This is a genomic window from Pseudomonas sp. NFACC05-1, assembly GCF_900100135.1.
Taxonomy (GTDB): domain Bacteria; phylum Pseudomonadota; class Gammaproteobacteria; order Pseudomonadales; family Pseudomonadaceae; genus Aquipseudomonas; species Aquipseudomonas fluorescens_Q.
In genome coordinates, this window is sequence record NZ_FMTR01000012.1 from 14,843 (window position 1) to 35,017 (window position 20,175).

Below are 20,175 nucleotides of genomic sequence, written 5' to 3' on the forward strand. Positions count from 1 at the left end.
GCAAGCGCCCTCGCCACAATTGGACCGTGTCGATTAGTTGTCTTGTTGGTCAGCATTTTGCATTGGTGCCGTACAGCCAACCTCACAACAAAATGGAGTTCGAGTTCATGCACAAACGCCCCTTGAAGAAGTTGCTTTGCGCCGTTGTCGCCGCCGTCGGCCTGGGCGCCGGCCTGAATGCCAGTGCCGCCGACCCGCTGAAGGTCGGCTTCGTCTACATCGGCCCGATCGGCGATCACGGCTGGACCTATCAGCATGAACAAGGGCGCAAGGAGCTGGCGGCGAAATTCGGCGAGCAGATCACCACCAACTACGTGGAAAACGTGCCGGAGGGTGCCGATGCCGAGCGGGTGATCCGCAACATGGCCAAGGACAAATACGACCTGATCTTCACCACCTCCTTCGGCTACATGAACCCGACACTTAAAGTCGCCAAGCAGTTTCCCAAGGTGATCTTCGAACACGCCACCGGCTACAAGCAAGACAAGAACCTGGGCACGTACCTGGCTCGCACCTATGAGGGCCGCTACGTCGGTGGTTTTCTCGCGGCCAAGATGACCAAGACCAAGAAGATCGGCTACGTCGCCTCCTTCCCGATCCCGGAAGTCATCCGCGACATCAACGCCATCCAACTGGCCCTGAACAAGTACAACCCCGGCAGCGAGATCAAAGTGGTGTGGGTCAACTCCTGGTTCGACCCGGGCAAGGAAGCCGACGCCGCCAACGCGCTGATCGATCAGGGCGTGGACGTAGTGTTCCAGCATACCGACAGCCCGGCGCCGATCCAGGCCGCCGAGCGACGCGGCGTCTATGCGGTGGGCTACGCTTCGGACATGGCTCACTTCGGTCCCAAGGCGGTGCTGACCTCCATCGTCAATGACTGGGGCCCGCATTACATCCAGGCAACCCAAAGCGTGCTCGACCACAACTGGAAATCCCAGGACTACTGGGGTGGCCTGAAAGAAGGCACGGTGAAACTGCCGATCAGCGACCTGGTGCCAGCAGCGGTCAAGGGCGAAGCCGAACAGATCATCGCTGACATCGAGAGCGGGACCTTCCATCCGTTCACCGGCCCGATCAAGGACCAGGCCGGCGTCGAGAAAATCCCGGCGGGCGTGAGCGCCACCAACGCGGAACTGGCGTCGATGAATTATTACGTCGAAGGCATGAAGGCTGAGATTCCCAAATAGTCCCCAAAACCAACCTAAAACCTATTATGGGAGCGAGCAAGCTCGCTCCCACATGAGGTATCTATTTCAAGCCAGGAAAGCCGCATGAACAGCCTGCCCATCATCGACATCAGCCCGCTCTACGGCGACGAGCCCAGCGCCTGGCAAACCGTCGCCGAGCAGATCGACCAAGCCTGCCGCCAATGGGGCTTTTTCTACATCAAGGGTCATCCCATCAGCCCGGCGCGTATCGCCGAGGTGCTGGGCAGTGCCCAACGCTTCTTCGCCCTGCCCGTCGAAGAAAAACTCAAGATCGACATCACCCAGACCCGCCACCACCGCGGCTACGGCGCCGTCGCCACCGAACAACTGGACCCGACCAAGCCCAGCGACCTGAAGGAAACCTTCGACATGGGCCTGCACTTGCCGGCCGACCATCCCGACGTGCTGGCGGAAAAACCCCTGCGTGGCCCCAACCGCCACCCGGACCTGATTGGCTGGGAAAGCTTGATGGAGCAGCATTACCGCGACATGCAGGCACTTGCACAAACACTGCTGCGGGCCATGACCCTGGCCCTGGGTATCGAACGGGACTTTTTCGACACGCGCTTCAACGAGCCGGTCAGTGTACTGCGCCTGATCCACTACCCGCCCCGCCGCACTGCCAGTAGCGCCGAACAGCAAGGAGCCGGCGCCCATACCGATTATGGCTGCATCACCTTGCTCTATCAGGACGCCGCCGGCGGCCTGCAAGTGCGCAACGTCGACGGCCAATGGATCGACGCGCCGCCCATCGACGGCACCTTCGTGGTCAACCTCGGCGACATGATGGCGCGCTGGAGCAACGACCGTTACCTGTCGACGCCGCATCGAGTGATCAGCCCGCTGGGGGTGGACCGGTACTCGATGCCGTTCTTTGCCGAGCCGCACCCCGACACGCTGATCCAATGCCTGCCCGGTTGCCAGGATGACGCCCACCCGCCAAAGTACCCAACGACGACCTGCGCCGAATTCCTGCTGTCGCGCTTCGCCGACACCTATGCTTATCGGCGTGAGTCGCTCGCCGTGTAGTGGATCAGCCGGTCAGGTTTTACCCGAGAGGGCGGCCAGCGCCTGTAGAATGCCCGCCATCGATTCGCTGATGAGAAAAGACCATGTACGACTGGCTGAACGCCCTGCCCAAGGCTGAACTGCACCTGCACCTGGAAGGCTCGCTGGAGCCCGAACTGCTGTTCGCCCTGGCCGAACGCAACAAGATCGCCCTGCCGTGGAGCGACGTCGATACCCTGCGCAAGGCCTATGCCTTCAACAACCTGCAGGAATTCCTCGACCTGTATTACCAGGGCGCCGATGTGCTGCGCACCTCCCAGGATTTCTATGACCTGACCTGGGCCTACCTGTTGCGTTGCAAGGCGCAGAACGTGATCCACACCGAACCGTTCTTCGACCCGCAGACCCACACCGACCGTGGTATCGCGTTCGAAGTGGTGCTCAACGGCATCGCCGCCGCCCTCAAGGACGGTGAGCAGCAACTGGGCATCACCAGCGGCCTGATCCTGAGTTTCCTGCGCCACCTGAGCGAAGAACAAGCCGAGAAGACCCTCGACCAGGCGCTGCCGTTCCGCGAGGCCTTCGTGGCCGTGGGCCTGGACAGCTCGGAAATGGGCCATCCACCGAGCAAGTTCCAGCGCGTATTCGACCGCGCACGCAACGAAGGCTTCCTGACTGTCGCCCACGCCGGCGAAGAAGGTCCGCCCGAGTACATCTGGGAAGCCCTGGACCTGCTGAAGATCCAGCGCATCGACCATGGCGTGCGAGCCATTGAAGACGAGCGACTGATGCAGCGGATCATCGACGAGCAGATTCCGCTGACCGTGTGCCCGCTGTCCAACACCAAGCTGTGCGTGTTCGATGACATGTCGCAGCACAACATCCTCGACATGCTCGAACGCGGTGTGAAGGTGACGGTGAACTCCGATGACCCGGCGTACTTCGGCGGCTACGTCACCGAAAACTTCCACGCGCTGTATACCCATCTGGGCATGACCCAGGACCAGGCCAAGCGCCTGGCGCAGAACAGCCTGGATGCGCGGCTGGTAAAACCTTAGCGTTGTGGAAATGAGCTGCCCTTACCACAGGGAACAAAGAACAACCTGTGGCGAGGGAGCTTGCTCCCGCTCGAGCGCGAAGCGGTCGCAACCGATGGGTTTCGTTCATGTGACGAGAGGACTGCTACGCAGCCCAGCGGGAGCAAGCTCCCTCGCCACGGGAATGCCTATCACCTTATCGCCTCGCTCAACTCCTCCAACGTCTTGCCCCGGGTCTCCATCCCGAACAACCAGACCACCCCCGCCGCCACGGCGAAGCACAACGCGCCCAGGGCGAACACGCCACCCTGGCCGGTGATGGGAAAGACCAGGCCGGTCACCAGCGGGCCGAGCAGCGAACCGATGCGTCCCACCGCCGAAGCAAAGCCTGAGCCCGTGGCCCGGGCCGAGGTGGGGTACAGCTCCGGCGTGTAGGTGTAGAGCACCGCCCACATGCCGAACAGGAAAAACTGCATCAGCAAGCCGGTGCCGATCAACAGGCCGACGTTGCCGCCAAACACCGCGCTCTGCCCATACAGAAACGCCATCGCCCCACCGCCCAACAGCGTGATGACGCACACCGGTTTGCGCCCCCAGCGCTCCACCAGCCAGGCCGCCATCAGGAAACCGGGAATCCCGCCCAGGGAAATCAGCACCGTGTAATACACCGACTGGGTCACCGCGAACCCCGACTGCTGCAACAACGCGCTGAGCCAGGACGTCAGGCCGTAGAAACCGAGCAAGGCAAAGAACCAGACGCTCCAGATCATCATCGTGCGCTGGCGATACAGCGGCGACCAGATCTGCGCCAGGGCCGAAAAGAAATTGCCAGGCGTGCTCTCAACCCTTGGCAAACGGATCGGCTCCGGCAGGGTCTGATGCCCCAGCGAGGTCCGGACCTTATCTTCGATTCGCTTGAGCACCGCGTCCGCTTCATCGCCCCGACCAGCTTGCTCCAGCCAGCGTGGCGACTCGGGAATGAAGAAACGAATCGCCAGGACAAACACCGCCGGCACCGCCAGCACCAGAAAGATGTCGCGCCAGCCGACCACCGGCAGCAGGAAATACGACAGCACCCCCGCCGCCACGAAACCCAGCGGCCAGAAGCCGTCCATCAAGGCGATGTAGCGGCCCCGACGCTTGGCCGGGATCAGCTCCGAAAGCATCGACTGGGCAATCGGAAATTCCATGCCCATGCCGATGCCCAGCAGGATGCGAAACAGCGTCAAGGTCTCGATGTCCTGGGCCGTGGAGCACAAGTAACTGGCAATGCCCCACAGCACGATGCTCCACTGGAACACCGGCTTGCGCCCGAAACGATCGGCCAGCATGCCCGACAGCGACGCCCCCACCACCATGCCGAAGAAGCTGGAGCTGGCGAGCAAACCGGCCTGGGCGGTACTCAGGCCGAACTCGGCTTTGATCGATCCCAACAGGAACGTCATCATCGCCAGGTCCATGGAGTCAAAGAAAAACGCCAGGGCGATGATGATGAAAATGACCCGGTGGTAACCGCTGATGGGTAACCGTTCCAATCGTTCCGCCGCACTGTAGCCGTGAGTGTCCATGCTGCCTCCCCCAATCCGATAATTCCCCGGACCGAGTGTGCGCGAACCTCGCAGGTGGCTATTGCTGAATACGACCTGCCGACAGCCCTGAGCGACGCATCGAGCGTTCTCTAGATTGCCATCTCCACCGTGTCCTGCCGGGCGAACCGCTGGATTTCCTGCTGGCCGAGCGTCGTCACCTGCAGGGCTCGCGAATCGTTCGGCAAGCTCAGCCAACCCGACTGCATGAACAGTTGCAGCAGGGCCGCCCCCAGCGCGCCCCCCAGGTGTGGACGACGCTCGCTCCAGTCCGGGCAGGCACAAGCAATGCGGGCGTTGCGATGGGCCAGGGCCTGGATGAACAGGCCACGTTCGGCCAACTGATTGGCGCCTTTGTGGGTGACGATCACCCGCTGCTCGAACTGCTCGATCCACCCGGCATCCAGCAGCTGCTGATACAGGTCCGCCGCCAGGGTGCCCCCCAAGTGATCGTCGCAAAGTCTGGCCCGCATCAACGACGTGGGAGCCGACGGCGCTTTGGTCGGCATGACCCGGCGCTTGAAGATGTCCGGGATCTGGCGCGGCGTACTGACCAGCGTCGCGCTGGCCAGCGCTTCGACGGCAGCACCGATTTCAGGGGCTGCCAGGCGGAAAAACCGCTTGCGGCCCCGGGCTTCGACTTTCAACAGGCCTCCAGCGGACAGGCGTCCCAGATGCGCGCTGGCCGAGGACGGCGACAACCCGGCGAGCAATGCCAACTCCTCGGCCTGGCGGGCCGTGCCGTCCATCAAGGCCCACATCATTGCGCTGCGCTTGGGGTCAGCCAGCAGCGTGGCGATCTGGCTGATGCAAGGTGCATGTTCCATGTATTCACTCCCTGTTGAATCATTCGTCTACTGCTCTGGCGCAGGCGGCCGATAGTATAAGCGGGGCGGTCGAGCTTTCCTGTCCTCCGGAAACCTTTGGAGGCGATTGTTCCTGAGGGAAAATTCTCTATTTGCCCGCGACTAATGGCCGGCCCCCGTCAAGACTGGAAAACGAGCCGTCAACTCACCGCAGCGGGCCTGGAGCATGTCCCGCAAAAGGTTGATGGGCTTGCTTAATTGCGCCCGGTGGGCACACAGCAGATTGAGGGGCGCGCGTTCGCATTGCAGGTGCGGCAAGAGGATTTTCAAGCGTCCGGCCAGCACGTCCGTGGACACATCCAGCCACGATTTATAGGCAATCCCGGCACCCGCCACCGCCCAGCGTCGCACCACATCGGCGTCGTCACTGAAACGGTCGCCACTGACGGTGAGGCTCACTTCCCGTTTGCCGTCATGAAAACCCCATCGGTCATGGACCCGACTGCCCAGCATGTACAACAGGCAGTTGTGCTGGGCCAGTTGTTCCAACTGATGGGGTGCACCGTGGCGAGCCAGATAGTCCGGCGATGCGCACAGCACCCGGCGGTTATCCGGGGCAATGGGCAGGGCGACCAGGCTCGAATCTTCCGGATCGCCATAACGCAAGGCGATGTCCACCGGCTGCTTGAACAGATCGGCGATGCGATCGCCCAGCAACAGCCGCACCGTCAGCCCGGGGTGCTCGCGCTGGAACGCATCCAGCCAGGGCAGCAGCAGGTTGCGTCCCAGGTCCGACGGTGCGGACAACTGCAACACCCCACTGACCTGGTCCTGGCCACTGGTCAACAACCGCCGGCCCTCGTCAAGGCTGCTCAATGCGGCCCGGGCATATTCGAGAAAGCCCTCGCCTTCGGCCGTCAGGCGCAGGCTACGGGTGGAACGGGCCAACAGCCGCGCGCCGAGGTGCTGCTCGATCCGTTTCAACGCGGCACTGGCCACCGCCGCCGACAGGTCCATGACCCTGGCCGCAGCCGAAAGACTGCCCAGGTCCGCCGCCCGGACAAACAACTGCAAGTCATCGAAGCGAAGCATGACGACTCCATTATCAAAAAATCATTGAAAGAGCCTGTTCTTTTAGCCGGTTTTATCTCGACGATAAATAGCTAAACATGGCTTCCATCGAATTCATCTCACGGAGCCGCTTCATGAAAGCCATCGCCTACTACCACTCGTTGCCTATCACTGACCCGCAATCGCTCCAGGACATCGAGCTGCCAGAACCGGTCGCCGGTCCCAGGGACCTGCTGGTGGAGGTCAAGGCTATTTCGGTCAACCCGGTGGACACCAAGGTCCGCCAGAACGTCCAGCCTGAAGACGGAGCAGCCAAGGTGCTGGGCTGGGACGTGGCCGGAGTGGTCAAGGCGGTGGGCAGCGAGGTTACGCTGTTCAAGGCCGGGGACCAGGTGTTCTATGCCGGCTCCATCGCCCGGGCCGGCGGCAACAGCGAGTTGCACGTGGTGGATGAGCGCATCGTCGGCCACATGCCCAAGACCCTCGGTTTCGCCGAAGCGGCGGCGCTGCCGCTGACGGCCATTACCGCCTGGGAGTTGTTGTTCGAGCGCCTGCAAATCCAGGAAGGCCAAAGCGACCTGGGCCAGAGCCTGTTGATCGTCGGTGCTGCGGGAGGCGTGGGTTCGATCCTGACGCAACTGGCCAGCCAACTCACCGGGCTGAAGGTGATTGGCACCGCGTCCCGTGTGCAGACCCAGGATTGGGTACGCAGCCTGGGGGCCGACCTGGTGATCGACCACAGCCAGCCATTGAGCGAAGTGTTGAAAGAAGCGGGCCAGCCCCAGGTGACTCACGTCGCCAGCCTGACCCAGACCGACCAGCATCTGGACCAGTTGGTTGAAGCCCTCGCGCCCCAGGGCAAACTGGCGCTGATCGACGATCCCAAGGCGCTGGACGTAACCAAGCTCAAGCGCAAGAGCCTGTCGTTGCATTGGGAATTCATGTACACCCGCTCGCTGTTCGAAACGGCCGACATGCTTGAACAGCACAAACTGCTCAACCGCGTGGCCGCCCTGATCGACGCAGGCACACTGAAGACTACGGTTGGCGAACATTTCGGCACCATCAACGCCGAGAACCTGCGCCGGGCGCATGCCTTGCTGGAAAGCGGCAAGTCCAAGGGCAAGATTGTGCTCGAGGGCTTCTGACGGCAGGTCGAAACACTTCACCTGTGGAGAGGAAGCTTGCTCCCTCTCCACAGGTGTTGCATTAACTTGGGACCGCACCGTCAGTCCGAGAATTGATCCTTGTCACAATTGCGATCGCATTCGGGTCTACACTCGAGGCCTTTGCAACGCAATCTTTTCGTGAGGAGGTCAGCAATGAAGATCCTGATAAAAGAAGTGGCAAAATCCCAGTGGCAAGTGCGCCTTGACCAGCACGTCGTCACCTTCCGTACCGAGGCCGAAGCCCAGGCCTTCGCCAGCACCCTGCAAGCGCGGATCCTCGCACCCCATCATTTCCCCGAACAACAGCAGCGCGCGGTCGGCTGAGTCAGCCCTCGCGACTGGCCTGGGCCAATGCCCGGGCATTTTGCAGGCGACGAGTCAGCATCGCTGCGCCCACCACCAACAGCCCGCACAGGCTGATGACCAGCGCCATTGGCACGGCGGTGCCGTCATGCAGCGCCGCCACCAACGAGGCTGCCCCGGCGGCGACGGAAAACTGCAGGCATCCCAGCATCGCCGAAGCACTGCCGGCCCGGGCGCCCTGTCCATTCATGGCGCAGGCCGAGGCGTTGGGAAGGATGCAACCCAAGCTGGCGATGCAGATAAACAGTGGAACCAGCAGCGGCCACAACTGCGCAGGTTGCAATGAACTGACGGCCAGCAGGCTCAGCCCGGCGCCCAGGTAGACCCATACCGCGCGGCTCAGCAGGAACGCCGGGCCGCGCTTGGACAGCAGCCGGGCGTTGACCTGCGCAACCAGGATGAAGCCCGCCGCGTTGGTGCCGAACAGCCAACCGAAATGTTCGGCCGGTACACCGTAGAGCTTGATAAAGACGAAAGGCGAACCAGCGATGTAGGCAAACATCCCAGCGATAGCGATACCCCCCGTCAGCGCATGGCCGAGGAAGACAGCGTCGGTCAATAACCGGCCATATTGGCGCAACGCCCCCGACAACGGTTGCCGAGGCACATAGTCCGGCAAACTTTCCGGCAGCCACAAGGCCACCGCCGTCGACGCCAATGCACTGAACAGGGTCAGGGCAATGAAAATTGACTGCCAGCCATGCAGGTTCACCAGCAACCCGCCCAGCATCGGCGCGAGAATCGGCGCCAGGCCCATCACCAGCATCAACTGCGAAAACACCTTGGCCGAACCCACCGCATCGCATTTGTCGCTGACCACCGCCCGCGAGATCACCATCCCGGCGCATCCACCCAGGGCCTGGACGAAACGGGCGCCGATCAGCCATTCCAGGCTCGGCGCATAGGCGCAGGCCAGGGAGGCCAGAGTGAACAGGCCGACGCCAGTCAGCAGCGGAATGCGCCGCCCGAACCGGTCCGCCACCGGCCCATAGGCCAGTTGCCCGATGGACAAGCCGAGGAAATAGGCCGCCAGGGTCAACTGGATGTGTTTTTCATCGGTACCGAAGGCCGTGGCCATCGCCGGAAAGGCAGGCAGGTAGAAGTCGATCGCCAAGGGACCGAAAGCGCTCAAGGCGCCAAGAATCAGAATGGTACGGAGGTTCATCGGGCGTCCAGCTCAGGCGTCGTTCGACAGCCCGACAGTCTAGCCGTGCCGGACGCTCTTGAACATTCCGGTAGGTCGCTAACGATTAAAAAACTTCAAGCAGGGCTGGCCTCGTAGCCCTCCTCCTTGATGGCCGCGAGCACGGCATCGGCCGGCAACGAACTCTGGACCTGGACAGTCTTGGCGCCCAGGTCGATTTGCACATCGGCCGCCGGGTCCTTGGACTTGACCGCCTGGGTGATGGCCTTGACACAGTGACCGCAGGACATGCCCTGGACATTGAAAGTTTGCATGAGATAACTCCTTGGGATTGAGGTTGCCAGCAGTCTCAAGCTTGCCATCATGGCAAGGTCAAGTTCTGACAAAAACTGCCGGGCTGGCAATCGGCATCGCGCTCAGCCAAGCTGCACACATCAAGGATTTAACACCGGAGGTTCAGCCATGCGCTGGTCAGCGTTCAGCCTGTTTTGCATGCTCGGTTTTTCAGCGGTGGCGCCCCAGGCATCGGCCGCCGGCGAAGACTACGGCGTGTTGATCATTTCTCGCGAGCGCCTGGAAGTGGCGACCAGTTGCGAAATCGGCATCTACATTCAGGATCAACTCTCGGCCAGGCTGTTCCAGGAGCAAAGCACCTCGTTCAACCTGCCGCCGGGCCAGTTCTCCTTGCGCCTGAAATTGCTGCCAGGCCAGGCACCGGGGTGCAACCCGGGCATGCTCGCGCCAGGGTCGCAGAACATCACCCTCAAGGCCGGTGACATTTTGAAGTTCCGCATCGCCATGAATGAACAAGGCATGTTCCTCAAGCAGGCGGGGCTCGGTTACTGACACGCCACTTGAACTTGTAGCTCGCTCCCACAGAGGATTGGCGCTTGACCTTGCCAACATGGCAAGGTTGATCCTGTAGTCATTCACTACAGGGAGCGTGACCGATGTCCGAATCCACCACATTCGATCTACCCATTGCCGGCATGACCTGCGCCAGCTGCGCCGGACGGGTCGAGCGGGCCTTGAGCAAAGTCACCGGTGCCAGCGCCGTCAGCGTCAACCTGGCGACGGAACTGGCGCGTGTCCAGGCCCCCGAAGGTAGCCTGCCGGCCTTGAAGCAGGCCGTCGAACAGGCAGGCTATAGCGTTCCGGTGCACACCCTGGAACTGAACATCGAAGGCATGACCTGCGCCTCCTGTGTCGGCCGGGTCGAACGCGCCCTGGGCAAGGTCGACGGTGTGAACAAGGTCAGCGTCAACCTGGCCAATGAGAGGGCCCACCTCGAACTGCTCGGCCAGGTGGATCCACAAAACCTGATCGATGCGGTCAAGCGCGCCGGCTATGACGCCACTGTCTGGCAGGCCGAACAGCCCGCTGACACGCAGGCCAACCGCCTGAACCGTGAACGCCTGATATTGGCGCTGGCGATTACGCTGTCCGTGCCGCTGGTGTTGCCGATGCTGCTGCAGCCGTTCGGCGTGCATTGGATGCTCCCGGCCTGGGTGCAGTTCGCCCTGGCGACGCCGGTGCAATTCATCTTCGGTGCGCGTTTCTACGTCGCCGCCTTCAAGGCCGTGCGTGCCGGTGCCGGGAACATGGACCTGCTGGTGGCCCTGGGCACCAGCGCCGGCTACGGCTTGAGCCTTTATGAATGGGTGATCGCCCGCCCTGGCGGCATGCCGCACCTGTACTTCGAAGCCTCGGCCGTAGTGATTGCCCTGGTACTGCTCGGCAAATATCTGGAAAGCCGCGCCAAGCGACAAACCGCCAGCGCCATCCGCGCCCTCGAAGCCTTGCGTCCGGAACGGGCGATCCAGGTGATCGATGGCCAGGAGCGGGGTGTTGCCATCAGTGCCCTGCGCTTGAATGACCTGGTGCTGGTCAAGCCCGGCGAACGCTTCCCGGTGGACGGCGAAGTACTGGAAGGCCAGAGCCACGCCGACGAAGCGCTGATCAGCGGTGAAAGCCTGCCGGTGCCCAAGCAGCCCGGCGACAAAGTCACCGGCGGCGCCATCAACGGCGAAGGTCGGCTGCTGGTACGCACGCTGGCCCTGGGTACCGAAACCGTCCTGGCGCGCATCATCCGCCTGGTAGAAGACGCCCAGGCGGCCAAGGCCCCGATTCAGAAACTGGTGGATAAAGTCAGCCAGGTCTTCGTACCGGTGGTGCTGGTGCTGGCCCTGGCGACGCTCATCGGTTGGTGGCTGTACGGTGCGCCACTGGAAACCGCGCTGATCAACGCCGTCGCCGTGCTAGTGATCGCCTGCCCCTGCGCCTTGGGCCTGGCAACGCCCACGGCGATCATGGCCGGCACCGGCGTGGCCGCGCGTCACGGGATTCTGATCAAGGACGCCGAGGCGCTGGAGCGTGCCCATGAAGTCAACACCGTGGTGTTCGACAAGACCGGCACCCTGACCTCCGGCACACCGCGCATCGCCCACTTGACGGCCCTGGAAGGTGATGAAGACGCGCTGCTGAAAATGGCCGGCGCCCTGCAACGCGGCAGCGAACACCCGCTCGCCAAAGCCGTACTGGATGCCTGCGCCGAGCGCGGCCTGGATGCGCCGGATGTCAGCGACAGCCAGTCCCTGGCTGGACGCGGTATCGCCGGCAGCCTCGACGGACGCCGCCTGGCCCTGGGCAATCGACGCCTGCTGGACGAACTGGGCCTGGCCCCCGGCTCGCTGGCCGAGTCGGCACAGGCCTGGGAGACCGAAGGCCGCACGTTGTCCTGGCTGATCGAACAAGGCGCGACGCCTCGGGTGCTGGGCCTGTTCGCCTTCGGTGATACCCTCAAGCCCGGCGCCCTCGCTGCCGTACAGGCCCTCAATGAGCGCCACATCGCCAGTCACTTGCTCACGGGCGATAACCGGGGTAGCGCCCGGGTGGTGGCCGAGGCGCTGGGGATCACCCAGGTCCATGCCGAAGTGCTGCCGGCGGATAAGTCCGCCATCGTCCAGCAGTTGAAAACACGCTCGGTAGTGGCGATGGTCGGCGACGGCATCAACGACGCCCCAGCCCTGGCCGCCGCCGATATCGGCATTGCCATGGGCGGCGGCACCGACGTGGCGATGCATGCCGCGGGCATCACCCTCATGCGCGGCGATCCGCGACTGGTGCCGGCGGCGCTGGATATCAGCCGCAAGACCTACGCCAAGATCCGCCAGAACCTGTTCTGGGCGTTCGTCTATAACTTGATCGGCATCCCCCTGGCGGCGTTCGGTTTTCTCAACCCGGTGCTGGCCGGCGCGGCCATGGCGCTGTCGAGCGTCAGCGTGGTCAGCAATGCGTTACTGTTGAAGTTCTGGACACCCAAGCAGTTGGAGGACAAGCGATGAACATCGGCCAAGCGGCCCGCCAGAGTGGCCTGAGCGCGAAGATGATCCGTTACTACGAGTCCATCGGCCTGCTCAAGGCCGCCCATCGCACCGACAGCGGCTACCGGATCTACGGCACCGATGACCTGCACACCCTGGCGTTCATCAAGCGCTCCCGCGACTTGGGGTTTTCCCTGGAAGAGGTCGGCAAACTGCTGACCCTCTGGCACGACCGCCAACGCGCCAGCGCCGACGTCAAGGCCCTGGCCCGGCAACACATCGATGAGCTGAACCAGAAAATCCGCGAACTGGCCGAACTGCGCGACACCCTCCAGGACCTGGTGGAACACTGCCATGGCGACCACCGCCCGGATTGCCCGATCCTCAAGGAACTGGCGTCGGGGTGCTGCCAGGAAAACGCCCCCCTCTGACATTCCCAGTGGGAGCGCGGTGGGTCTAGGATTTTGCAGTGCCTACAAAAAACCCGGCCTTGGCCTAATGCTATTCATTCAAGAAAATGAGGGACCTGTGGCGAGGGAGCTTGCTCCCGCTCGGCTGCGAAGCAGTCGTAAACCGACGGGAGCGGTGTGTCTGACGCTGCGCATTTGGCAGGTTTAGGGGGCCGCTTCGCGGCCCAGCGGGAGCAAGCTCCCTCGCCACGGGTTTGTCGATGGCCTCAAGTGAACAGCATTACGGCCTTGGCCGGGTTTCTGGTCAACCGATCATTGCATCCAAGGCGGAGGCGGCTCTTCAGCTTTGCCCGGCGGGGCATCATCGGCGGCGCGGACGGCCTGGCGACGTTCCTCGTCCAGGCGCGCGGCCTCGATCTCGCGCATGATCCCGCCGACATCCGCCAGCTCTTCCGGCTCGTCGAACTCGCCGGTTAACACACTGGCCGGATGCAAGGTGCCGGCTTCATACAGCGCCCACATTTCCTTGGCGTACTTGGTGCGCTTGAGCTCCGGAGCGAACCGGCCGAAGTAGGACGCCATGTTGCCCACGTCCCGCTCCAACATGCTGAAAGCATGGTTGTTACCCGCCGCATCCACGGCCTGAGGCAGGTCGATGATCACCGGCCCGGTCGGCGTGAGCAGGACGTTGAACTCCGACAGGTCGCCGTGCACCAGACCGGTACACAGCATCAGCACGATCTGGGAAATCAGATAGGCGTGATATTCACGGGCCTGGTCCGGCTCCAGCACCACGTCGTTCAGACGCGGCGCTGCATCGCCGTACTCGTCGGCCACCAGTTCCATCAGCAGCACGCCTTCAAGGAAGTCGTACGGCTTGGGCACGCGCACACCCGCGCTGGCCAAGCGGAACAGTGCCGCCACTTCGGCATTCTGCCAGGCGTCCTCGGTTTCCTTGCGCCCGAACTTCGAGCCCTTGGCCATGGCCCGGGCCTGACGGCTGTTGCGGACCTTGCGGCCCTCCTGATATTCGGCCGCCTGACGAAAACTTCGCTTGTTCGCCTCCTTGTAGACCTTCGCGCAACGTAGCTCGTTGCCGCAGCGCACCACATAAACAGCTGCTTCTTTACCACTCATGAGTGGGCGCAGCACCTCGTCGACCAGACCGTCCTCGATCAGGGGTTCAATGCGTTTTGGAGTCTTCATCAGCTTTTATTGTGGGTCCTTTATTACCAAACACGCGAATGACAGTCGTTATACGGCAATCCTTCCTCCACGGGGAGGGGTTGCCGACCTATGAACTTGCGATGCACACAATGTGCCTGATTAATCGACCGAGCCGAATCATAGCCGAGACCGGACTTGGCGTTGGCAACTGAATGCGAAGGCATTTGCGACAAGAGCTGACAGCCGTGCCTACCGTCGGTTGTAAGCGATGCGAGGACTCAATGCTTGAACAGTTCCCCCGGCGTAAAGCCGAACATCCCCTTGAACGCGGCAATGAACGCGGACGTTGAATCATAGCCACAGGACAACGCAGCGCTGGTGACGCTGTCGCCCTGCTCCAGCGACCCCAGGGACGACAACAGGCGCATGCGCTGGCGCCAGGCGCGAAAGCTCAGGCCGGTCTCGCGCTGAAACAGGCGCATCAGGGTTTTTTCCGACGTACCCAGACGCTCAGCCCAGGCGTGCAAGGTGACGTTCTGCTCAGGCTGTTCGATCAACTCGTTACACAGCCCCAGCAGACGGGCATGTCGCGGCAGCGGCAGGGAGAATCCCACTTCCGGCAGGGTCGCCAGTTGGTCCAGCAACACCTGCACCAACCGTTGTTCCTGGGTATCGCCTTGCGGGTAATCGACCGGAAGCTGACAGAACACCTTGATCAACTCACGGGCCAGTGGCGTGACTTCCAGCACCCGACAGCGTTCATCGGCCCAGGGGCAGGCGTGACGATGGACATACAGGCTGCGCATTTCCGCCCGGGTGGAGGTCACCACCTGATGTTCCAGGTCGGCCGGGATCCAGATGCCCCGTTGTGGCGGGGCAAAGAAGCTACCCGCGGCGGTGTGTACGCCGAGAACGCCGCTGATGGCGTAGGAAAACTGCACCCAGTCATGACGATGGGCTTGCGTCCAGGAACCGGCGCTCAAGCTTTCGACGCGGGCATACAGCGGCCTCGGCAATTGCGCCAGGTCGGGGATACGTCGTTCCAGCTGCTGGTGTCCGTTAGGCGGCATTGATTGGCCTTATGTCGCAAGACGACTAGTGAGGACGACGTTAGGCTAAGTCGACTTTTCTTACAACTTGCGGTGCCCTATGCATATCCTCAGACACCTCAAACGCATGGTGACCGACTGGTTCCTGTGCGGCATGGTGCTCGCCACGCTGCTGGCGTACTTCTTTCCCACCTTTGGCGCCACGGGCGGTGCCATGCATGCCGAATGGGTGGTCAACATCGGCATCTTCGTGGTGTTCTTCCTGCACGGGGTCAACCTGTCCGGCGAACAGATCCGCCACGGTTTGAAGAACATCCGCCTGCATGTGATGGTGCAGGGTTTCACCTTTGGCGTGTTTCCATTGATCTGGCTGATCAGCCACTGGCTAGTCGGCAGCCATGTGCCTGCGCTGTTGATGCTGGGGTTCTTCTACCTGTGCGCCCTGCCCTCGACGATTTCTTCCTCGGTGGCCCTGACTGGCAGTGCAAAAGGTAACGTGCCGGCGGCGATTCTCAACGCGAGCCTGTCCAGCGTGCTGGGGATTTTCCTGACACCGCTGCTGGTCAGTTTCGTGGTCGGCAGCGGCGCCGGAGGTATCGACCTGGGGTCAACCTTGCTCGACCTGTGCCTGATGTTGCTGCTGCCACTGGTGCTGGGGCAGTTCCTGCGGCGTTGGCTGGCCGGCTTTTTCGGTCGGTATAAACGCTACACCAGCATCATCGACAAGCTGGTGATCCTGCTGCTGGTCTACGCGGCGTTCTGCAACTCGATGGTATCCGGCATCTGGCAACAGCAAGGCCACGGTGTGCTCTTGAGCGCAGTGCTTGGCAGTGCCGTACTGTTGGCGATAATCTTGTGGGCGACCACCCGCACCGCCCGCGCCCTGCACTTCAGCAGCGCCGATGAGGTTGCCGCGGTGTTCTGTGCCAGCAAGAAATCCCTCGCCGCCGGAGTGCCCATGGCGGCGTTGATTTTCGGCAACCATCCCGGCCTGGGGCTGATCCTGCTGCCGATCATGATCTATCACCCGCTGCAGTTGATCGTCTGCTCGATCCTCGCCGAGCGCTACGCCAGCCATCACCGGGAACTGGCGTCCCGCCAGGACGGCGCGGTCCTCAACGCTCGATAATCGCCGTCACCCCCTGGCCTGCGGCGGCGCAGATGGAGATCAAGCCGCGACCTCGCCCGGCGGCATCAAGCAACTTGGCGAGGTTGGCGACAATGCGCCCGCCCGTGGCGGCAAACGGGTGCCCGGCGGCCAGGGAACTGCCCTTGACGTTCAACCGGCTGCGGTCGATGGACCCGAGTGGCGCGTCGAGGCCCAGGCGCGTCTTGCAGTAGTCCGGGTCTTCCCAGGCCTTCAGCGTGCATAACACTTGGGCGGCGAACGCTTCATGGATCTCGTAGTAGTCAAAGTCCTGCAAGGTCAAGCCGTTGCGCGCCAGCAACCGCGGCACGGCGTAGACCGGGGCCATCAACAGTCCTTCGGCGCCATTGACGAAATCCACCGCCGCCGTTTCGCCGTCGCGCAGGTACGCCAGGATCGGCAGGCCTCGGGCCTTGGCCCACTCTTCGCTGCCCAGCAGCACCAACGAAGCGCCATCGGTCAGTGGCGTGGAATTACCCGCAGTCATCGTGCCCTTCGCGCTTTTTTCGAAGGCCGGCTTGAGGGAGGCGAGTTTTTCCGGGGTCAGGTCCGGGCGCAGGTTGTTGTCCCGGGTCAGGCCAAGAAACGGTGTCATCAAGTCGTTCTGCCAACCTTCGGCATAGGACGCGGCCATTTTCTGATGGCTTTCCAGGGCCAACTGGTCTTGCGCCTCCCGGGGGATCTGCCAGGTCTGGGCCATCAATTCGCAATGCTCCCCCATGTTCAGGCCGGTGCGCGGTTCGTTGATGCGCGGCAGGTCGGGGACGAGGTGCTGGGGACGCAGCTGCAGGAAGGTCTTGATCTTGTCGGCGGTGGTCTTGGCGCGATTGGCTTGCAGCAGGATCCTGCGCAGGCCTTCATTGACCGCGATCGGCGCATCCGAGGTGGTGTCGACGCCGCCGGCAATACCGCTGTCGATCTGCCCCAGGGCGATCTTGTTGGCCACCAGCAGCACCGTTTCCAGCCCGGTGCCACAGGCCTGCTGTACGTCATAGGCCGGCGTCATCGGTGACAGCCGCGAGCCGAGCACGCATTCGCGGGTCATGTTCATATCCCGGGAGTGCTTGAGCACCGCACCGGCAGCCACTTCGCCGATGTGCAAGCCATGCAGGTTGTAGCGTTCGATCAGCCCCTCGAGGGCAGCCGTCAACATCGCCTGGTTGCTGGCGGTGGCATAGGCCCCGTTGGAGCGGGCGAACGGAATGCGGTTACCACCGATGATCGCGACGCGGCGTAGTTGTGTCATGAAGAACTCCCCTGTGTAGGTCTAGTGCCCTATGAAGACTCAACCGAACCCTGTGGGAGCAAGCTTTGCTCCCACAGGAATTCGGTGCCCTGGAAAAAGCGCTCCCGCTCAAGCTTAGGCTTTATCTCGCCAATCGAACGACTGATTGCCAATCATGGTCCACACTTGGAACCTCATCAGCCGGAGTGTGTTCCATGTCTGACCGTTATATCGACTTCGCCAATTCGCCCATTGGCCGGCGCATGGTCGGGTCCCTCGGCCTGCCATCGCCGGTGCGCCTGGAACGCTGGCAGGCCGGGCGCCTGCGGCCGATCGAAGGCGCATTGCTACTGGGCGGCGGGCCGTTGACCGAACAGATCGGCACGTTTGCCAAGCGCCTGACCGACAGCATTTTCATCTATGGCGGCGAGCCGACCCTGGCCACCGAGTGGATCCCCGGCCATGGCCCGAAAATCAAGGCGGTGGTGTACGACGCCAGCCATTTGCTGCAGGTCGACCAGCTCAAGCAGTTGCGGGAATTTTTCCAGCCACTGATGAAAAACCTCGACCACAGCGCCCATGTCGTCATCCTCGGTCGCGCGCCGGAAAGTCTTGCCGACCCATTCGCCGCCAGTGCCCAGCGGGCGTTGGAGGGTTTCAGCCGTTCCCTGGCCAAAGAGCTGCGCCACGGTGGGACGCTGCAACTGCTGTACGTCGGCGACGGCGCCGAAGCCCAGCTGGAAGGCGCACTGCGGTTTTTCCTGTCGCCCAAGAGCGCCTTCATCTCCGGGCAGGTCATTCGCCTCAACGCCTGTGACACCCAGGTCCAGGACTGGACCCGACCACTGACTGGGCTCAAGGCACTGGTCACCGGTGCAGCCCGCGGGATCGGCGCTTCCATCGCCGAAACCCTGGCCCGTGATGGCGCCGACGTGATCCTGCTGGACGTGCCGCAGGCCAAGACCGACCTCGACGCCCTGGCGGCTCGCTTGAGCGGGCGCAGCGTCACGCTGGACATCTGCGCCCAAGATGCCGCGGCACAGCTGATCGAGCACCTGCCCGACGGCGTCGATATCCTGGTGCACAACGCCGGCATCACCCGGGACAAGACCCTCGCCAACATGACCCCGGAATTCTGGGACGCGGTGCTGGCCGTGAACCTCAATGCCCCGCAAGTATTGACCAAGGCCCTGCTCGACAGCGGCACCCTGCACGACAATGGCCGCGTCGTGCTGCTGGCCTCCATCAGCGGCATTGCCGGCAACCGTGGGCAGACCAACTATGCGGCGAGCAAGGCCGGGCTGATCGGCTTGGCCCAGGCCTGGGCACCGTTGTTGCAACCACGGGGCATCAGCATCAACGCCGTGGCGCCGGGTTTCATTGAAACGCGCATGACCGCCGAGGTTCCCTTCGCGCTACGCGAAGCCGGGCGGCGCATGAGTTCCCTGGGCCAGGGCGGCCTGCCCCAGGATGTCGCCGAAGCCGTTGCATGGCTGGCGCAACCGGGCACGGGTGCCGTGACCGGCCAGGCCCTGCGGGTATGCGGGCAAAGCCTTCTGGGAGCGTGACCATGACGATCCAATGGCATGAAGTCAGCAGCCCGCCCTCCATGTCCGGGCTTTATTCGAAAGCGGCGACACGGCGCAAGGTCACCGGAACGACCCTGCCCGAGGAAGGGCTGCGTCAAATGCTTCAGGTCGACCCGCAACGCCTGGCGGCCTATCGCAAAGTCTGCGGGTTCGTCGATAACGGACTGCTGCCGCCGACCTATCCCCACGTCTTGGCGTTTGCCCTGCAAATGCAATTGCTCACCGCGCGGAATTTTCCATTTCCACTGCTGGGGCTGATCCACTTGAGCAACCGCATTCGTCTATTGCGGCCCATGGGCGGGGTTGGCCAAGTGCGTGCCAGCGTCAATGTCGAGAATCTTCAAGCCCACCCCAAGGGCGCGGTATTCGACCTGGTGACCCGCCTCGATGACCAGTTGGGGCCGCTATGGGAGGCCCAGAGCCAGATGCTTTGCAAAGGCGTCCAGCTCGACGGGGCACTTGTGGAGGACTCACCGCAGGCCAGCCTGCCCTTGATTGAAGTCGCGCACTGGACCGCACCGGCAGACATCGGGCGGCAATATGCCAAAGTGTCTGGCGACTACAACCCGATTCACCTGAGCGGTATCAGCGCCAGGCTGTTCGGCTTCCCCACCGCCATCGCCCACGGCTTGTGGAACAAGGCCAGGACCCTCGCGGCGCTGGATGACCACCTGCCCGAGGCCAACATCGAGATCGAGGTGACCTTCAAGAAACCGGTACGCCTGCCCAGCGAAGTGACCCTGCTGTCCAGCGCGGCGGGATCCAGTGGACAACTGCAACTGGTGGGGACCGGGGCGCTGGAGCATATGGTGGGAGAGTGGCGGCCGGTGACCTGAGCAGCCCCCCCTAATGTGGGAGCGAGCTTGCTCG

At 62.8% G+C, this 20,175-nt stretch carries 19 protein-coding genes; 11 read left to right on the plus strand and 8 right to left on the minus strand.

The genetic code is table 11. From position 1 onward, the window contains the following. Window positions 1-107: 107 nt before the first annotated feature. The 3 genes from BLO97_RS18200 to BLO97_RS18210 all read left to right on the plus strand — a co-directional run bounded on the left by BLO97_RS18200 (window position 108) and on the right by BLO97_RS18210 (window position 3,277). Window positions 108-1,190, plus strand: coding sequence for a BMP family ABC transporter substrate-binding protein (locus BLO97_RS18200; RefSeq protein WP_063323087.1), 1,083 nt, complete (start codon window positions 108-110; stop codon window positions 1,188-1,190). Window positions 1,191-1,274: 84 nt separating this feature from the next. Further along, window positions 1,275-2,240: a 2-oxoglutarate and iron-dependent oxygenase domain-containing protein gene (locus tag BLO97_RS18205; protein WP_092147120.1), complete on the plus strand. Its 966-nt coding sequence runs from the start codon at window positions 1,275-1,277 to the stop codon at window positions 2,238-2,240. Window positions 2,241-2,323: 83 nt separating this feature from the next. Next, window positions 2,324-3,277: an adenosine deaminase gene (locus BLO97_RS18210; RefSeq protein ID WP_092147117.1), complete on the plus strand. Its 954-nt coding sequence runs from the start codon at window positions 2,324-2,326 to the stop codon at window positions 3,275-3,277. A 170-nt stretch (window positions 3,278-3,447) separates the two neighbouring features. Here BLO97_RS18210 and BLO97_RS18215 read toward each other — a convergent pair whose 3' ends face one another. The 3 genes from BLO97_RS18215 to BLO97_RS18225 all read right to left on the minus strand — a co-directional run bounded on the left by BLO97_RS18215 (window position 3,448) and on the right by BLO97_RS18225 (window position 6,740). Then, a complete protein-coding gene (locus BLO97_RS18215; protein ID WP_092347192.1) occupies window positions 3,448-4,824 on the minus strand; it encodes an MFS transporter in 1,377 nt (458 codons plus the stop codon). Between the two features lie 110 nt (window positions 4,825-4,934). Further along, entirely contained in the window at window positions 4,935-5,669 is a 735-nt protein-coding gene (locus BLO97_RS18220) for an ArsR/SmtB family transcription factor (protein ID WP_063323090.1), read from the minus strand. 141 nt (window positions 5,670-5,810) lie between these two features. Further along, window positions 5,811-6,740, minus strand: coding sequence for a LysR family transcriptional regulator (locus tag BLO97_RS18225; RefSeq protein ID WP_092347195.1), 930 nt, complete (start codon window positions 6,738-6,740; stop codon window positions 5,811-5,813). A gap of 113 nt (window positions 6,741-6,853) precedes the next feature. Here BLO97_RS18225 and BLO97_RS18230 point away from each other — a divergent pair, with 113 nt between their 5' ends. Continuing rightward, window positions 6,854-7,867, plus strand: coding sequence for a zinc-binding alcohol dehydrogenase family protein (locus BLO97_RS18230; RefSeq protein ID WP_092347198.1), 1,014 nt, complete (start codon window positions 6,854-6,856; stop codon window positions 7,865-7,867). 174 nt (window positions 7,868-8,041) lie between these two features. After that, window positions 8,042-8,212: a hypothetical protein gene (locus tag BLO97_RS31670; protein ID WP_170845930.1), complete on the plus strand. Its 171-nt coding sequence runs from the start codon at window positions 8,042-8,044 to the stop codon at window positions 8,210-8,212. Between the two features lies 1 nt (window position 8,213). Here the strand turns inward: BLO97_RS31670 and BLO97_RS18235 are convergent, their stop codons facing one another. Continuing rightward, window positions 8,214-9,416 (minus strand): multidrug effflux MFS transporter, encoded by a 1,203-nt coding sequence (locus tag BLO97_RS18235; RefSeq protein WP_063323093.1) that lies wholly within the window; start codon window positions 9,414-9,416, stop codon window positions 8,214-8,216. 95 nt (window positions 9,417-9,511) lie between these two features. After that, on the minus strand, window positions 9,512-9,709 hold the full coding sequence (locus BLO97_RS18240; protein WP_092222530.1) for a heavy-metal-associated domain-containing protein: 198 nt from the start codon (window positions 9,707-9,709) through the stop codon (window positions 9,512-9,514). Window positions 9,710-9,857: 148 nt separating this feature from the next. Here BLO97_RS18240 and BLO97_RS18245 point away from each other — a divergent pair, with 148 nt between their 5' ends. The 3 genes from BLO97_RS18245 (at window position 9,858) to cueR (ending at window position 13,149) form a co-directional block, all read left to right on the plus strand. Then, entirely contained in the window at window positions 9,858-10,241 is a 384-nt protein-coding gene (locus tag BLO97_RS18245; protein ID WP_072340322.1) for a hypothetical protein, read from the plus strand. A gap of 104 nt (window positions 10,242-10,345) precedes the next feature. Then, window positions 10,346-12,739, plus strand: a complete 2,394-nt coding sequence (locus BLO97_RS18250) for a heavy metal translocating P-type ATPase (protein WP_092347201.1) — start codon at window positions 10,346-10,348, stop codon at window positions 12,737-12,739. Further along, a complete protein-coding gene (cueR, locus tag BLO97_RS18255) occupies window positions 12,736-13,149 on the plus strand; it encodes a Cu(I)-responsive transcriptional regulator (protein WP_092347204.1) in 414 nt (137 codons plus the stop codon). Before BLO97_RS18250 ends, cueR begins: the two co-directional genes overlap by 4 nt. A gap of 291 nt (window positions 13,150-13,440) precedes the next feature. Here cueR and BLO97_RS18260 read toward each other — a convergent pair whose 3' ends face one another. After that, window positions 13,441-14,334 carry a PA4780 family RIO1-like protein kinase gene (locus tag BLO97_RS18260; RefSeq protein ID WP_079301706.1) on the minus strand — a complete coding sequence of 298 codons (894 nt, stop codon included), beginning with the start codon at window positions 14,332-14,334 and terminating at the stop codon, window positions 13,441-13,443. Window positions 14,335-14,573: 239 nt separating this feature from the next. Continuing rightward, window positions 14,574-15,365: an AraC family transcriptional regulator gene (locus tag BLO97_RS18265; RefSeq protein WP_072340309.1), complete on the minus strand. Its 792-nt coding sequence runs from the start codon at window positions 15,363-15,365 to the stop codon at window positions 14,574-14,576. 79 nt (window positions 15,366-15,444) lie between these two features. Here BLO97_RS18265 and BLO97_RS18270 point away from each other — a divergent pair, with 79 nt between their 5' ends. Next, the gene (locus BLO97_RS18270) at window positions 15,445-16,473 is read left to right on the plus strand and encodes a bile acid:sodium symporter family protein (protein WP_092347207.1); all 1,029 of its coding nucleotides are present in this window, start codon (window positions 15,445-15,447) and stop codon (window positions 16,471-16,473) included. Here the strand turns inward: BLO97_RS18270 and BLO97_RS18275 are convergent. Next, window positions 16,460-17,737, minus strand: a complete 1,278-nt coding sequence (locus BLO97_RS18275; RefSeq protein ID WP_003197458.1) for an acetyl-CoA C-acetyltransferase — start codon at window positions 17,735-17,737, stop codon at window positions 16,460-16,462. The genes BLO97_RS18270 and BLO97_RS18275 overlap by 14 nt on opposite strands. A 194-nt stretch (window positions 17,738-17,931) precedes the next feature. Between BLO97_RS18275 and BLO97_RS18280 the strand changes: the two genes are divergently transcribed. Continuing rightward, entirely contained in the window at window positions 17,932-19,284 is a 1,353-nt protein-coding gene (locus BLO97_RS18280) for a 3-oxoacyl-ACP reductase (protein ID WP_092347210.1), read from the plus strand. A 2-nt stretch (window positions 19,285-19,286) separates the two neighbouring features. Beyond that, complete coding sequence (locus tag BLO97_RS18285; RefSeq protein WP_092347213.1) at window positions 19,287-20,141, plus strand: MaoC family dehydratase; 855 nt, start codon at window positions 19,287-19,289, stop codon at window positions 20,139-20,141. Window positions 20,142-20,175 lie beyond the last annotated feature (34 nt).

Excerpts from the sequence above, each read along its gene's own strand:
- BLO97_RS18240 (WP_092222530.1), bottom strand. The coding sequence starts at position 9,709 with ATGCAAACTTTCAATGTCCAGGGCATGTCCTGCGGTCACTGTGTCAAG.
- BLO97_RS18275 (WP_003197458.1), bottom strand. The coding sequence starts at position 17,737 with ATGACACAACTACGCCGCGTCGCGATCATCGGTGGTAACCGCATTCCG.
- BLO97_RS31670 (WP_170845930.1), top strand. The coding sequence starts at position 8,042 with ATGAAGATCCTGATAAAAGAAGTGGCAAAATCCCAGTGGCAAGTGCGC.
- BLO97_RS18270 (WP_092347207.1), top strand. The coding sequence starts at position 15,445 with ATGCATATCCTCAGACACCTCAAACGCATGGTGACCGACTGGTTCCTG.
- BLO97_RS18225 (WP_092347195.1), bottom strand. The coding sequence starts at position 6,740 with ATGCTTCGCTTCGATGACTTGCAGTTGTTTGTCCGGGCGGCGGACCTG.
- cueR (WP_092347204.1), top strand. The coding sequence starts at position 12,736 with ATGAACATCGGCCAAGCGGCCCGCCAGAGTGGCCTGAGCGCGAAGATG.
- BLO97_RS18245 (WP_072340322.1), top strand. The coding sequence starts at position 9,858 with ATGCGCTGGTCAGCGTTCAGCCTGTTTTGCATGCTCGGTTTTTCAGCG.
- BLO97_RS18205 (WP_092147120.1), top strand. The coding sequence starts at position 1,275 with ATGAACAGCCTGCCCATCATCGACATCAGCCCGCTCTACGGCGACGAG.
- BLO97_RS18200 (WP_063323087.1), top strand. The coding sequence starts at position 108 with ATGCACAAACGCCCCTTGAAGAAGTTGCTTTGCGCCGTTGTCGCCGCC.
- BLO97_RS18265 (WP_072340309.1), bottom strand. The coding sequence starts at position 15,365 with ATGCCGCCTAACGGACACCAGCAGCTGGAACGACGTATCCCCGACCTG.
- BLO97_RS18215 (WP_092347192.1), bottom strand. The coding sequence starts at position 4,824 with ATGGACACTCACGGCTACAGTGCGGCGGAACGATTGGAACGGTTACCC.
- BLO97_RS18235 (WP_063323093.1), bottom strand. The coding sequence starts at position 9,416 with ATGAACCTCCGTACCATTCTGATTCTTGGCGCCTTGAGCGCTTTCGGT.
- BLO97_RS18220 (WP_063323090.1), bottom strand. The coding sequence starts at position 5,669 with ATGGAACATGCACCTTGCATCAGCCAGATCGCCACGCTGCTGGCTGAC.
- BLO97_RS18230 (WP_092347198.1), top strand. The coding sequence starts at position 6,854 with ATGAAAGCCATCGCCTACTACCACTCGTTGCCTATCACTGACCCGCAA.
- BLO97_RS18210 (WP_092147117.1), top strand. The coding sequence starts at position 2,324 with ATGTACGACTGGCTGAACGCCCTGCCCAAGGCTGAACTGCACCTGCAC.
- BLO97_RS18250 (WP_092347201.1), top strand. The coding sequence starts at position 10,346 with ATGTCCGAATCCACCACATTCGATCTACCCATTGCCGGCATGACCTGC.
- BLO97_RS18260 (WP_079301706.1), bottom strand. The coding sequence starts at position 14,334 with ATGAAGACTCCAAAACGCATTGAACCCCTGATCGAGGACGGTCTGGTC.
- BLO97_RS18285 (WP_092347213.1), top strand. The coding sequence starts at position 19,287 with ATGACGATCCAATGGCATGAAGTCAGCAGCCCGCCCTCCATGTCCGGG.
- BLO97_RS18280 (WP_092347210.1), top strand. The coding sequence starts at position 17,932 with ATGTCTGACCGTTATATCGACTTCGCCAATTCGCCCATTGGCCGGCGC.